This window comes from Phaeobacter sp. 11ANDIMAR09, assembly GCF_001294455.1.
In the GTDB taxonomy this organism is placed as follows: Bacteria; Pseudomonadota; Alphaproteobacteria; order Rhodobacterales; family Rhodobacteraceae; genus Pseudophaeobacter.
In genome coordinates this window covers 108,280-121,402 of record NZ_LIKT01000006.1, presented here as the reverse complement: position 1 = coordinate 121,402, position 13,123 = coordinate 108,280, and the positions used below count along the sequence as shown (strand labels likewise).

The following is a 13,123-nucleotide window of genomic DNA, read 5'->3' as shown; positions in this document are numbered from 1 at the left end:
CAATATGACCTTCTCACCACTCTTGAGCGCACCTATTGCAGTTCAGCTACATGCATTTGCGGCCCTCGCTTTGATCCCGCTAACCATCGCCATTTTCTCGCTGAAGCGCGGAAACCGCCTGCACCGGATGCTCGGTTGGACCTGGATCTGCCTTATGGGCTGTGTCGCCCTGTCGAGTTTCTGGATCCAGGAAATCAGACTTCTGGGCGGGTTCAGCCCGATCCATCTGCTGTCGCTGATAACCCTCTTTTCGATTGCGATAGCGCTCCGGGCTGCACGCAGCAAACAGATTTCCCGTCACCGACGGGTGATGACCTGGCTCACCTATGGCTCCCTCATGACAGCCGGGCTGTTCACTCTGCTTCCCGGTCGGCTGATGAATGCTGTCCTGCTTGGATTTTGAAGGAGGAACACCCCCAATGAACGCTATGGCTGAACTCACCCTTGGCATCCTGACTGGGGCCCCGATTGGGGTCTGGCCCCTGCTCGCCCTTCTCATCGCCCTTGGGCTTCTTTGCAGTCGGGACCGTCAGATTTCGCTGTTGTCTCAGATACCGGTACCTCTCATTGCCCTGATAAACCTACCCAGCCTTCTGGCACTGGAAGCATACAGACTGGCTTTTATATCCTGGGGACTTGCCTACCTTTGTGGCATCCTCGGTGGGTTTTGGAAGCAGGGGCACTGGACCCTGGCCCGCACCGGGCTTCGCGTCATGGCTGCAGGAGAATGGTTCAGCCTCACGGCGCTAATGCTCCTGTTCTGGGCGAACTTTGCAAACGGGCTTGTCGCCTCCCTGTTTCCTGAGCTTGCGGCAATGGCATCTTTCCAAATCCTATACCTAGCCTTACTCGGTGTCCTCTCTGGCAGCTTTCTGGGGCGTCTCCTGAGGATGTTTTTCTGGCAGAACCAACCAACGCCCCATGCTTGCGGTAAAAAACGTCACACAGAGGTCCTCCGGCGCCTCTAGAGCACAGCGTCAAACTGATAGCCATAACAGGGGGCTCTGCCCCCGCCGCCCCTGGCGGCTCCCCCGGGATACTTTTTGCCAAATGAAAGTGAAAAAGCTCCAGGTTTCATTTGGCCTTTAATATCCTGGGGGTGAGCGCCTTGGCGCGAGGGGGCAACGCCCCCTTAACTGTCCCTGCCCGCTCCACTGCATGCGGTGTTGCCACGCCCCAGGAACGAACTATGCCGGACTGCATAGCAAAGGGCTCCAATTTGGAGCCCTTTCCGAAAAATAATCAATTCCTGTGTCAGGCAGTCAGACCTTCCGGCTCGGCCAAACCGTTGGCGCGGCAGCAAGCAGTGACGGTATTGGCCAGCAGGCAGGCAATGGTCATCGGACCGACGCCACCGGGTACAGGTGTGATCGCACCAGCGCGCTCAGAACAGCTGGCAAAATCCACATCGCCCACCAGTTTCATCTTGCCTTCGCCTTTTTCCGGAGCGGGAATACGATTGATGCCAACGTCGATAACCGTGGCGCCTTCCTTGATCCAATCCCCTGGCACCATTTCAGGTCGTCCAACCGCAGCCACAACGATATCCGCGCGCCCTACCACCTCGGGCAGGTCCTTTGTACGGCTATGGGCGATGGTGACGGTGCAGCTGTCGCCCAGCAGCAATTGCGCCATGGGTTTGCCAACGATGTTGGAACGCCCAATGACAACCGCATTCATGCCGGACAGGCTGCCGTGGTAGTCGCGCAGCATCATCAGGCAGCCCAGCGGCGTGCAGGGCACCATGGACTTCTGGCCGGTGCCCAACAGGCCCACGTTGGAGATGTGGAAACCGTCCACGTCCTTTTCCGGTGCAATGGAATTGATGATCAGGTCTTCATTGAGATGACCAGGCAGCGGCAGCTGCACCAGAATGCCATGCACCGCAGGGTCATTGTTCAGCTTGGTGATGACCGCCAACAGATCCTCTTCCGAGGTCTCGGCATCCATCTTGTGCTCATAGGAGTTCATGCCCGTCTCGACGGTCTGCTTACCCTTGGAGCGCACATAGACCTGGGAGGCCGGATCTTCGCCCACCAGGACCACGGCCAGTCCAGGGGTGATACCATGTTCTTCCTTCAGGCGTGCAACATGGCCTGCCACTTTTTCCCGTACTGTGGCGGCGAAGGCTTTGCCGTCAATGATGTTTGCTGCCATTGCATTCTTCCTTTTGCCGCAGACCCAACCGGCCCGCTCTAAGTCTCGTGGATCACGCGGGCTTCGCGCGCGATCGACCATTCTACCAGCTGGCGCCACAGTGTCTCGATCAGATCGGGGTCGAGCCCAGCTTCGCCCGCCTTGGCGCGGGCATTCTCGATGACCTCATCCACCCGCGTCGGGATCCGAGCAGGCCAGCCGTTCAGCCGCTTCAGCTCAATCGCCCGGTCGATGTATCCGGCCCGCGTCGCCAGCAGCTCTACCAGCATTTCATCCAGATCGTCGATCTGGCCACGCAGTTCAGCCATGTCACCACAGTGCGGCGGAGGGATCAGATGTGTCATATTCAAAACTCTTGCGGCCCGAGAAGGTCTCGGGCCGCAGATTGCGCGTTTTACGATTTAGAACAAGCCTTCGATTTGGCCATCTTCGTTCAATCGGATGTTTTCCGCTGCTGGTTTGCGGGGCAGACCCGGCATGGTCATGATCTCGCCGCAGACGGCAACGATGAAACCGGCACCCGCCGACAGACGCACTTCACGAACCGGAACCGAATGGCCGACCGGCGCGCCGCGCAGGCTGGGATCGGTCGAGAACGAATACTGTGTCTTGGCCATGCAGACCGGCAGATTGCCGTAGCCTGCGGCTTCCCATTCTTTCAGCTGGTTGCGGATCTTGTTGTCGGCCAGCACTTCGTCAGCGCGATAGATACGCTTGGCGATGGTGTCGATTTTGTCGAACAGCGACATCTCGTCGGGGTAGATCGGGGCAAAGTTGGCCGACCCGCTATCGACGATTTCCACAACCTTCTTGGCCAGATCAGCAGAGCCTTCCGAGCCCAGCTCCCAGTGACGCGACAGAACTGCCTCGACGCCGTGGGTTTCAGCATAGGCTTTGACCGCATCAACTTCGGCATCGGTATCGGTGACAAAGTGGTTGATGGCGACAACAACGGGCACACCAAAGCTTTTGATGTTCTCGATGTGACGGCCCAGGTTGGCGCAGCCGTTGTTGACCGCGTCGACATTTTCCGCGCCCAGATCCGCCTTGGCCACGCCGCCGTTCATTTTCATCGCGCGGACGGTGGCAACCAGAACCACGGCCGAAGGCGCGATACCGGCCTTGCGGCACTTGATGTTCATGAACTTTTCGGCACCCAGGTCGGCACCAAAGCCTGCTTCAGTGACAACATAGTCCGAGATCTTCAGCGCCGTCTTGGTGGCGATAACCGAGTTACAGCCATGGGCGATATTGGCGAAGGGGCCGCCATGCACAAAGGCTGCGTTGTTTTCCAGGGTCTGCACCAGGTTGGGCTGCATCGCATCTTTCAGCAATACAGTCATGGCACCTGCGGCCTTGATGTCGCGGCAGTAAACGGCGGTCTTGTCGCGGCGGTAGGCCACGATGATGTCGCCCAGGCGCTTTTCCAGATCCTGCAGATCGGTGGCCAGGCACAGGATCGCCATGACTTCGGAGGCTACCGTGATGTCAAAGCCGGTTTCACGGGGGAAGCCATTGGACACGCCGCCCAGGGAGGCCGTGATCTGACGCAAAGCGCGGTCGTTCATATCGACCACACGACGCCAGGCGACGCGGCGAATGTCGATTTCGCACTCATTGCCCCAGTAGATGTGGTTGTCGATCATCGCCGAGAGCAGAGAATGCGCTGAGGTGATGGCGTGGAAGTCACCGGTGAAGTGGAGGTTCATTTCCTCCATTGGCACGACCTGAGCATAACCACCGCCAGCAGCGCCACCCTTCATGCCGAAGTTCGGGCCGAGGCTCGCTTCGCGGATACAGACCATGGCGTTTTTGCCGATGCGGTTCAGACCATCGCCCAGACCAACGGTGGTTGTGGTCTTACCTTCGCCTGCCGGCGTTGGGTTGATCGCGGTCACGAGGATCAGTTTGCCGTCTTCGTTGCCCTGCACGGAGTTGATGAACTCCTGGCTGACTTTGGCTTTGTCATGGCCATAGGGCAGCAGGTCGTCGTTTGACATGCCGATCTTTGCACCGATCTCTTGGATCGGGAGCTTATTCGCCTCGCGGGCGATCTCGATGTCACTCTTGTAGCTCATGGCCTGGTTCCTGAATGTGAGAATAGAAACACCGGCCACAGTCTGCCGGATCTGTCTCAGATTTAGTCAGAATGCGTCAAAAAGCGCGCGTGATTTCCGACATTTTCCGGCCATGAAGCGGCGTCCAGGCAAAGTTTGAGAGAACGAAAGGTGCCAAAACGAAAGTTCTGTCCCCGATAGGCTGCCGCTAGGGCGCCCAGGCGCGTTGATCCGGCACAAACAGCCTTAGGCTGTCGCCGGTTTTCAGCTGCCCCGGGCACTCGACCCAAGCGGTGATTCCCCGCCGCCCCCTAGCAGCCGGTTTGAATTTTGGTCCAAAGCCTGCGTGATGCTTGTCGATTTCGCGTCCCGGGAAGATGCAGGGGCGGTTTTCCATGTCTACGGTCAGTGTCACCCCGTCGGGCCCCCGCAGGCGAGAGGAAGGGGGAACATAGGTGAAATCCGGAATGCCGCGCAGCACCAGATTGGCCCCCAGTGCCGCCGGATCCACCTGTTCCAGCCCCATGTCGGCGGCAATCAGTGCCAGCTCCTCTGCTGAGAGGATGCTCAGCTGGCGCACATTGCGGATGAGGGTGCCTTCAGGGTGAAGATTGCGCATCCGCACACAGGAAGTCCGGTTTTCACCCTGATGGCGCTCGCCGGTGAGCCCGTCAAAGCCCAAAGAGAGCGTCTGTACTTCGGTGCCCGCGATACCTGTGTTGGCCGCCGTTTCGCCAGCCCAAACCACTTCGCCTCTGAATTCCGTTTCCAGCAATACCGGCATTCTATGTCCTCCAAATCCGTTCCAAACTGCTCAATACCGGCGACAATAGGCCGAAGTTTTCCGATGGAAAGCCCCATTTGCGTCTAGGAGCGGGATCGGATCGCAAAGCGATCCGACCCGGGCGCGGGGCTGGCGGGCAGCTCGCTGCCCGCCAGCCCCGCGCCACCCCCAAAAGCCAATCTAGGCGCTACAGGCCACGATGGAAAAAAGACCCCAAAACCGGTGAGGGCATTTGGGGTCTCGTCTCATTGTACATAGGGCCTATGACTTAGGAGGTCGGCTCGGGCTCCAGCCCACTCTCGCCACCTTCTCCATCGGGAGAGGGCTTCTTCGGCTTGGCCTTAGGAATCGCCGTGACCGAAGCATTGCCCTGATCCTCGTCGGAGTCGTCGCCCTTCTCATGCGGCGGCTCCCCCTTCATGACCCGCTTGATCTCATCACCAGTCAGGGTTTCATATTCCAACAGCCCCTTGGCCAGACGTTCCCATTCCTCATTCTTGTCAGTGAGGATCTGCAAGGCCCGGTCATAGCCAGTCTGGATGAAGCGTTTCACCTCTTCCTCAATCAGCTCCTTGGTATGGGCGGAGACCGAGAAACCTGCGGTATTGCCAGAATAGCCTTCTGCCGCTTCGCGGTAGTCGATATTGCCCACCTTGTCGGACATGCCCCACTGCAACACCATGGCCCGCGCCAGGGCCGAAGCCTGCTGGATATCGCCGGCAGGGCCGTTGGAGACATGATCTTCACCGTATTTGATCACTTCCGCAGCCTTGCCCGCCATGGTCATGGCCAGCTTTTGTTCGCATTCATCGCGGTGATAGTTGAGACGGTCCATTTCCGGCAACGAGACAACCATCCCCAGGGCACCGCCGCGGGGAATGATGGTCGCCTTGTAGACCGGATCGCAGAGCGGCAGCTCCAGACCAACAACCGCATGGCCCGCCTCGTGATAGGCAGTTTTTTCCTTTTGGTCCTGGGTCAGCACCATCGAGCGACGTTCGGCGCCCATCATCACCTTATCCTTGGCGGATTCAAAATCCTCCATGGTGACAAAGCGGCGGCCAACGCGGGCAGCCATCAGCGCAGATTCGTTGACCAGGTTGGCCAGATCCGCGCCCGAGAACCCAGGCGTGCCACGGGCAATGATGCGCAGATCGACGTCCGGACCCAGCGGGGTCTTGCGGGCATGCACGCCGAGGATCTTTTCGCGGCCCTTGATGTCGGGGTTGCCAACGGTCACGTTGCGGTCAAAACGACCCGGACGCAGCAGGGCTGGGTCCAGCACATCCTTTCGGTTGGTCGCAGCCAGGATGATGACGCCTTCATTGGCCTCAAAGCCGTCCATCTCAACCAAGAGCTGGTTCAGGGTCTGCTCGCGCTCATCATTGCCACCGCCATAGCCAGCACCACGATGACGGCCAACAGCGTCGATCTCATCGATAAAGACAATACAGGGGGCGTTCTTCTTGGCCTGTTCAAACATGTCGCGCACGCGAGAGGCACCGACCCCGACAAACATCTCAACAAAGTCAGAGCCCGAAATGGTGAAGAACGGCACCCCCGCCTCACCTGCAATCGCGCGGGCCAGCAGCGTTTTACCAGTGCCGGGAGGGCCCACCAGCAGAGCGCCCTTGGGGATCTTGCCGCCGAGCCGCGAGAATTTCTGCGGGTTGCGCAGGAATTCCACGATCTCTTCCAGCTCTTCCTTGGCCTCATCAATGCCCGCCACATCATCAAAGGTGACGCGGCCATGCTTTTCCGTCAGCATCTTGGCCTTGGATTTGCCAAAGCCCATGGCCCCACCTTTGCCACCGCCCTGCATCCGGTTCATAAAATAGATCCAGACACCAATCAGCAGCACGAAAGGCAGCAAGGTAATCAAAAAGGACTGGAACCCAGATTGCTGCTGCTTTTCAGCCCGCACCGGAATGTTGTTCTTGATCAGCAACTCGGTGACTTCGGCATCAGAGGGCCGGATGGTCACATAGTTCTGTCCGTCAGAGGTCGAAAAGCGAACCTGCTCCCCGTCCAGCACCACAGTGCTGACCTGTCCACCTTCGACTGAGGCAACAAAATCAGAGAAAGAGCGTTCGTTGCTCTGCATCGTACCGCCTGAGCCACTGAACAGATTGAACAGCGCCAGGATCAAGACAAACAGAACAACCCAGAAGGCGATGTTACGTGCGTTTCCCAAGGAATATCTCCTAATATCCGGGCGTCCGCGCAGAACGCCCTCGTTGCGCATAAAATAAGGAACATTCACGCAGGTTCAATGCGATAAAAGCGATGCGAAGAACTCTTCTGCACTATTTATCGGTTCTGCGCTGCATCCATTGGCCAATCCGGCCAGCGGGGCCGCCACCAAAACCCCGTCTCGCCACAGCGAAGGGGTGACCTCCAAAACCGGCGCCGGGCAGCCCTGGTCCCTCCAGTTGGGGCAGGATTTCAATCCGAGTTCCCCCACAGCGCGAACCTCGCAAGCCTCTAATTTTCCGCCAAAAAAACACCATCTATGATCCCAGACCTCGCCGGGTTCGCAGCGCTCTTGCTGCACCATGGCCGCCTCGCGACAGACCCAGATCTTATCCCTGTGGCTCAGGACCCGGCATCCCGCCAGAGTGGTCGATCCGCCGCGCTGCGCAATTGCCACGGCCTCGATCATTGGCTGGCGTCTCGGCGGGTATTGGCCGCCAGAAACCCACAAAAGCGCCTGCATCATCAACCGATGCGAGATTTCATCCGGCAGCGTGCGGAATTTTCGCAACTCAAAAACCACGGCCCCAGCCTCAATCTGCACCATATCCCGCGCCGACAGGAAGGCATACCAGCCGAGCGCCTTTTGCGCCTTACCCATATTCTGCGCCACGGTAGCCAATGCCGGCACGGTCAGCCCGAGCTCCTCCAAAACGGCCAAAGCTTTGCGGATCTTGATGCGGTCAAAGCTCTCATCGTCGTTTGACGGGTCTTCAATCCAATCCTGCCCCACCGCGCGCAGATACTGTCGCAGATCAACCCTCCGCATCGCCAGACAGGGGCGCACCAAAGAAACCCCATCCTGCGTGCGCCGCACCGGTATGCCTGCAAGCCCGTTGACCCCAGAGGCCCGCGTCAGCCGCATGATCACGGTTTCGGCCTGATCATCCGCCGTATGGCCTAGTGCCAGAACCGGGATTCCGTTTCGCCGGGCCCAATCCACCAGCAATTCATACCGGGCGCGCCGCGCCTGGTCCTGCAAATTTCCCGTCTCCTCTGGCCCCTGTTGCCATGTCAGGATCTCGTGACGCAGGCCAAGCCCCTGCGCCATCCGGGCAACCGCCTCGGCCTCCTGCCGCGATTCGTCACGCAGCCCGTGGTCAACCGTGGCCACCATGAGCTCGACCGGCTCATCGCCAAAGCACTCTTGCAGAAGATGCATCAAGGCGACGGAATCACCGCCACCAGAGACCGCGATGCCAATCCGCGCAGGCGGCGGCGTGGTAAAGTGACGGCGCAGGGTAGAGATCATCTTTTCCCTGCTGCCGGTCTTCTCAATTCCGGTTTCCGTCAAGAGCATCCCAATTCGGCCATTTCGACCGTCGCCACTGCGACTGTATCGCTCCCCGGGAAGCGCACGGCCACCTCTGACAAGGTAATACAGGCCTGATCAACCTGGCCCAGGCGCCCCAGGGCAGCCCCCAGTTCAAACAGAGCCTTGGGCGCGGTTTCACCATTTGCCTCTGCGGTAAAGGAGGCCAGGTAGGCGCGCGCCGCTTCGCGGGTATCGCCCAAACCGTCCAGCGCCTTGCCACGGTTGAAATCGGCCTTTGGAGCGAGGGGACTTCCGGGATAGGACTGGGTGAAAATGGCGAATTTCTCTGCGGCCTGCTGATAAGAGCCGTCGCTCAGATCCTGCTGGGCTGCGTCAAAATCAGCCTGTTCCCCAACCGCCAGCTCGCTGCCGTCGGTCTCTGATTGCCCGCTCCCCAGGCTTCCGGCGCCGGTCAGCGCCTCTTCACCACCCAGGGTGGTGGTTTCTCCAAGCGCTGCGATATCGCCACCTTCCAGCTCCACCAGACGGAATTCCAGATCACCAATCCGATTGGTGCCATCGGCAACAATGCGATTAATGCGGTATTCCAACTGTTCCGTCTGCGCAGTGAGTTGCTGCAAGCTGGTCTCGATCGCCCCTACGCGGTCCAGAACCGAACTGCCCGCGACAACTCCGGAATTGGCACCTCCGGTGGTGGAGAGCTCGCGCTTGAGGCGCTGAATATCCACATAGAGCACCGTCAATTCCTGACGAATGTCAGCCAGGGTCTGTTGATCCTGCGCCAATGCAGGTGACACCAGGCTGGATGTCCCCAATAGAGTTGTCGACAAAAAGACCGCTTGCAGAAACCGCATCATCTTACCCCGTCAATCCACCGGCCAAGACAGTGACCGCACGGCGGTTCTTGGCATAACAGCTTTCCGCCGAGCAGATCTCTAGCGGGCGTTCCTTGCCAAAACTGACCACATCAATACGGGAACCAGCAATGCCCTGCGAAATCAGATACTCCCGCGCGGAATTGGCGCGGCGCGCGCCCAGAGCCAGGTTATATTCCCGCGTGCCCTGCTCATCTGCATGGCCCTGGATGGTCACGGTGTAATCCGCGTTGGCCGTCAGCCAGCGCGCCTGGCCCTGCAGGATGGCTTCCGCTGCCGGGTTCAGCGTGGACTGATCCACCAGAAACAGCACACGGTCACCGATGGTTTCCTGGAAATAGGCCGGGCTGGCCGGATTCAGATTAGAGCCGAGATCACCCGCTCCGCCGGTATTGCCAAGGGCGCTATCGTCCCAGGGCGAGGTGCTACAGCCTGCCAGCCCCAGGGCTGCAACAAGCATAAATGCCTTCTTAAAACCGCTCATGACAAAGTCTTTTCCTTTGGTTTCTTGGCCCGAACCTATCACAGAGCAGGGGCCGATTCTATGCAGGTCTTCCAGCCTTGCGTTTTCACGCCGGTTCAGGCTTTAACAGTCTTTTGTTATTGCAACGGCGACCAGGCCGGATCAGAGGCCCCGTCCGGTGTGCGCACCGGTTTCAAGTTCCGTCCCAGGATATCCACCGAGTAAAGCAGCGCGCGACCATTGGCCCCCTGGGTTTCACGCGTAAACATGATCACCCGCCCATTGGGGGACCAGCTGGGGCCCTCATCCAGGAACGAAGCCGTCAGCAGGCGTTCTTCGCTGCCATCCAGCCGCATGACGCCAATATGAAACCGCCCCTTGCTTTGCTTGGTAAAGGCGATGAGATCACCACGCGGCGACCAAACAGGCGTGCCATAGCGCCCCTTGCCAAAGCTCACCCGGCGGGCTTCACCACCACTGGCGGACATCACATAGAGCTGCGGCGTGCCGGAGCGGTCGCTTTCAAAGACGATCTGGCTGCCATCTGGCGAATAGGAAGGCGCCGTCTCGATCGAAGGCGCATGGGTCAGCCGCTTGCGCGCCCCCGTGGCGATATCCATTGTGTAAAGATCGGTATTGCCGCCTTCGGCCTGCGAATAGACCACGGTATTGCCATCGGGAGCAAAGCGCGGCGCAAAGCTCATGATGCCCTTATCCGCCGACAGAACCCGGCGCTGCACCTTGCCCACATCCAGCACATGGATCTGCGGAAAGCCGCTTTCATAGCTGGTGTAGAGCACCCGGTCGCCGGTGGGCGAGAAGCGCGGCGCCAGCACCAGCGCAGCGCTATTGGTCAGATACTGCACATTGGCGCCATCATAATCCATGATTGCCAACCGCTTGCGTCGGTCGTTCTTGGGACCGGTTTCCGAGACAAACACCACCCGGCTGTCAAAATAGCCGCTTTCACCGGTGATCCTACTGTAGATGGCATCGGCCACCTTATGGGCCATGCGACGCCAGCCATCGGTGGTGCCGCTGAACTGCAGGCCCGCGCCCAGTTCATTGTCTGCAAAGACGTCATAGCCGCGGAAACGCACGGTCAGCTGCTTGCCATTGACCGACACGGCCCCGGTGATCAGGGCCTGGGCGTTCACCGCTTTCCAATCGGCATAACGCACGGGCGCGTTAAAATCGGTCACGCCAGAGATATGCGCGGTGGCAGGGATTTCACGAAACAGGCCCGTGCCGCTGAGATCCGCCGCAATCACTCGGGTGATTTGATTGGCCAGCTCTGCCGCTGCCGGAGTTTCAGCCAGAAAACTCGGCACCGCATAGGGCAAGGGTTCGATCACCCCGTCAGTGATTTCGATCCGCAGAGGGCCATTCTGGGCTTCGGCGCTGCTGCCAGAAAGCACCAGCGGAGCCGCCGCAAGAAGAAGGCTTGCCAAAAGAGCTGTCAGGTTGCGCCTCATGAGCGTCGCGTCCTTTCCGGAGTGAATGTCAGTGCAGTATCAAGCGTTCGGGGTGTCAATGCAGGGGGAAAAACACCCCCGCCACAATCATAGTCGTCTTCATAATCGAACCCCCTGCGTGGCGTTTTCACTTTTTGGTGTCTCATTTGATCCGCATCTTCTCAGGGTTAAAAGTCATCACGATGTCACGCCAATGGTCATATTTTTCGCTCGGCAGGGAAAACCCCTTGGCTCCGCAGCGAATGATCGCGCGCCGCGCCGCCTCATAGGCCTGTTTGGCCGCACTGGCAGAGCCACCGGTGCTTGCCATCATCCGGATGGTGCCGGTTTTGGGCCGCCCCTCCGGGTCAAGCGAGACAGCAACCTCGACGGTGGTCTTCAGCGCCTCGGTCGAGAGCGAACCCACGTTCCAGCATTTGGACACCGACACCCGCAGCGCGTCTTTCTCACCAACCGTCAAGGGCGGGCCCGCGGGCTCCGGCGCTTCCACTTCGCCGCCACCTGCTATGGCAGCCGCCAGGGCATCCTCAATCGCCGAAGATTGATCTGGCTCGGGCGTGTTTGGCTCTGGTTCCGCCACCTGGGGCGGCTCGGGGCGCCTTGGCCGTGCCTTTGGCCGCACCGAGGTCGCCGGAGCTGTCACCGTCGGGGCGGGCTCGGCCTCGTCATCTTCATTGGCTTCGGTGGCAATTCTGTCGCTGGCCGCTTCGGGCGCAGTTGCGTCCTGCAGTTCCTGCGCGCTCACCGCGCCCGCATCCGGGCTCACCTCTTCCTGCACCAAATCATCAATCGCGACCTCATCCTCTGGGGCCTCTACTGGCACAGGCGCAACCCGATCTGCGGGACGGACCTGTTCGGGAACCGGCAGGTTTCGCAGGATTGTGGGCGTTTCAATCGGACTCTCAGGCACCGGCAGCGAGTCGGCCAGCTCGGGTTCCGGCTCGGGCTCGGGCGGGGTTGGCACCGGAGCCTCCTCGGCCGGAGCGGGCGTCGATTGGGGCGTGGATGTATCGGGGCGGGTTTCCGGACGCACCGAGACCTCGGGGGGCTCAGGAGATCGCTCTGGTGGCGTCAGACTGCTTGGGGTTTCTACCACCTCAGGGGCCTGAATCTGCTGGCTCAACCTGGCAAATTCTTGCGCCGAAATCACCGCAACCTCCTGAACCGGCAGCGGTAGCGGCTCCGAGGGCAACCAGGCGCCAAAGGCCACCCAGCCCACCAGCACCCCGTGCCCGGCAAGAGAGATTTTGGTTCCGGTTTGCAGGCCCATAAAAATGCCCCAAGCCCCCGCTTATTGATCCGTGCCAGAAACGGAGGCCGCATCGGTCTCTGGCGCCGCCAAATCTGTCACCAGACCGACATTGGCAAAGCCGCCTGCGTTCAGCGCCCCCATCACCTGCATCACCTCCGCATAGGAAATCCCACCATCAGCACGCAGGTAGACCCGGTCGGATGTGCGTTCCGCCGCGATGGCGCGCAGTTTTGCCACCAGTTCGGCGCGGGCCACCGGGGTGGTCTGGATCTGGATCTCGCCGCCCAGGATCATGGTCACGGTCAGCGGCTCTTCCTGCTCACTTGGCAACGCGCCTGCCTCAGTCTTTGGCAGATCCACCGGCACGCCGACGGTGGTCAGTGGCGCGGCCACCATGAAGATGATCAGCAAGACCAGCATGACATCGACAAAGGGTGTCACATTGATTTCAGACATGGGCCGTGCCCGGCCCCGACGCCGACCACGACGCCGGTCACTAGAGGAGGAGGTCTGAACCGCGGCTCCCATGGC

General features: G+C 59.9%; 12 protein-coding genes. 1 reads left to right on the top strand and 11 read right to left on the bottom strand.

The window, feature by feature from the left end:
* Positions 1–4: 4 nt before the first annotated feature.
* Positions 5–403 (top strand): DUF2306 domain-containing protein, encoded by a 399-nt coding sequence (locus AN476_RS07135; protein ID WP_054460298.1) that lies wholly within the window; start codon positions 5–7, stop codon positions 401–403.
* 851 nt (positions 404–1,254) lie between these two features.
* Here the strand turns inward: AN476_RS07135 and folD are convergent.
* From folD to tolR, 11 genes are all read right to left on the bottom strand, one after another.
* Positions 1,255–2,157 carry a bifunctional methylenetetrahydrofolate dehydrogenase/methenyltetrahydrofolate cyclohydrolase FolD gene (gene folD / locus AN476_RS07125; protein ID WP_054460296.1) on the bottom strand — a complete coding sequence of 301 codons (903 nt, stop codon included), beginning with the start codon at positions 2,155–2,157 and terminating at the stop codon, positions 1,255–1,257.
* Between the two features lie 38 nt (positions 2,158–2,195).
* Positions 2,196–2,501 (bottom strand): chorismate mutase, encoded by a 306-nt coding sequence (locus AN476_RS07120; protein WP_054460295.1) that lies wholly within the window; start codon positions 2,499–2,501, stop codon positions 2,196–2,198.
* Positions 2,502–2,558: 57 nt separating this feature from the next.
* Complete coding sequence (locus AN476_RS07115; protein ID WP_054460294.1) at positions 2,559–4,235, bottom strand: formate--tetrahydrofolate ligase; 1,677 nt, start codon at positions 4,233–4,235, stop codon at positions 2,559–2,561.
* 187 nt (positions 4,236–4,422) lie between these two features.
* On the bottom strand, positions 4,423–4,998 hold the full coding sequence (locus AN476_RS07110; RefSeq protein ID WP_054460293.1) for an MOSC domain-containing protein: 576 nt from the start codon (positions 4,996–4,998) through the stop codon (positions 4,423–4,425).
* A 268-nt stretch (positions 4,999–5,266) separates the two neighbouring features.
* Positions 5,267–7,192: an ATP-dependent zinc metalloprotease FtsH gene (gene ftsH, locus AN476_RS07105; RefSeq protein ID WP_054460292.1), complete on the bottom strand. Its 1,926-nt coding sequence runs from the start codon at positions 7,190–7,192 to the stop codon at positions 5,267–5,269.
* Positions 7,193–7,267: 75 nt separating this feature from the next.
* Positions 7,268–8,503 carry a tRNA lysidine(34) synthetase TilS gene (tilS, locus tag AN476_RS07100; RefSeq protein ID WP_083464267.1) on the bottom strand — a complete coding sequence of 412 codons (1,236 nt, stop codon included), beginning with the start codon at positions 8,501–8,503 and terminating at the stop codon, positions 7,268–7,270.
* Between the two features lie 38 nt (positions 8,504–8,541).
* Positions 8,542–9,381, bottom strand: coding sequence for a tol-pal system protein YbgF (gene ybgF, locus AN476_RS07095; protein ID WP_054460393.1), 840 nt, complete (start codon positions 9,379–9,381; stop codon positions 8,542–8,544).
* A 4-nt stretch (positions 9,382–9,385) separates the two neighbouring features.
* Positions 9,386–9,886, bottom strand: coding sequence for a peptidoglycan-associated lipoprotein Pal (gene pal / locus AN476_RS07090; protein WP_054460291.1), 501 nt, complete (start codon positions 9,884–9,886; stop codon positions 9,386–9,388).
* A 116-nt stretch (positions 9,887–10,002) separates the two neighbouring features.
* A complete protein-coding gene (gene tolB / locus AN476_RS07085; protein WP_054460290.1) occupies positions 10,003–11,340 on the bottom strand; it encodes a Tol-Pal system beta propeller repeat protein TolB in 1,338 nt (445 codons plus the stop codon).
* A gap of 142 nt (positions 11,341–11,482) precedes the next feature.
* On the bottom strand, positions 11,483–12,604 hold the full coding sequence (locus AN476_RS07080; RefSeq protein WP_054460392.1) for a hypothetical protein: 1,122 nt from the start codon (positions 12,602–12,604) through the stop codon (positions 11,483–11,485).
* 27 nt (positions 12,605–12,631) lie between these two features.
* Positions 12,632–13,120, bottom strand: coding sequence for a protein TolR (gene tolR / locus AN476_RS07075; RefSeq protein ID WP_054460289.1), 489 nt, complete (start codon positions 13,118–13,120; stop codon positions 12,632–12,634).
* Positions 13,121–13,123: the final 3 nt, after the last annotated feature.

What these genes read in the sequence shown, in the direction of transcription:
- tolR (WP_054460289.1), bottom strand. Translation starts at nt 13,120, where the DNA reads ATGGGAGCCGCGGTTCAGACCTCCTCCTCTAGTGACCGGCGTCGTGGT.
- AN476_RS07110 (WP_054460293.1), bottom strand. Translation starts at nt 4,998, where the DNA reads ATGCCGGTATTGCTGGAAACGGAATTCAGAGGCGAAGTGGTTTGGGCT.
- tolB (WP_054460290.1), bottom strand. Translation starts at nt 11,340, where the DNA reads ATGAGGCGCAACCTGACAGCTCTTTTGGCAAGCCTTCTTCTTGCGGCG.
- pal (WP_054460291.1), bottom strand. Translation starts at nt 9,886, where the DNA reads ATGAGCGGTTTTAAGAAGGCATTTATGCTTGTTGCAGCCCTGGGGCTG.
- AN476_RS07135 (WP_054460298.1), top strand. Translation starts at nt 5, where the DNA reads ATGACCTTCTCACCACTCTTGAGCGCACCTATTGCAGTTCAGCTACAT.
- AN476_RS07115 (WP_054460294.1), bottom strand. Translation starts at nt 4,235, where the DNA reads ATGAGCTACAAGAGTGACATCGAGATCGCCCGCGAGGCGAATAAGCTC.
- tilS (WP_083464267.1), bottom strand. Translation starts at nt 8,503, where the DNA reads ATGATCTCTACCCTGCGCCGTCACTTTACCACGCCGCCGCCTGCGCGG.
- folD (WP_054460296.1), bottom strand. Translation starts at nt 2,157, where the DNA reads ATGGCAGCAAACATCATTGACGGCAAAGCCTTCGCCGCCACAGTACGG.
- AN476_RS07120 (WP_054460295.1), bottom strand. Translation starts at nt 2,501, where the DNA reads ATGACACATCTGATCCCTCCGCCGCACTGTGGTGACATGGCTGAACTG.
- ybgF (WP_054460393.1), bottom strand. Translation starts at nt 9,381, where the DNA reads ATGCGGTTTCTGCAAGCGGTCTTTTTGTCGACAACTCTATTGGGGACA.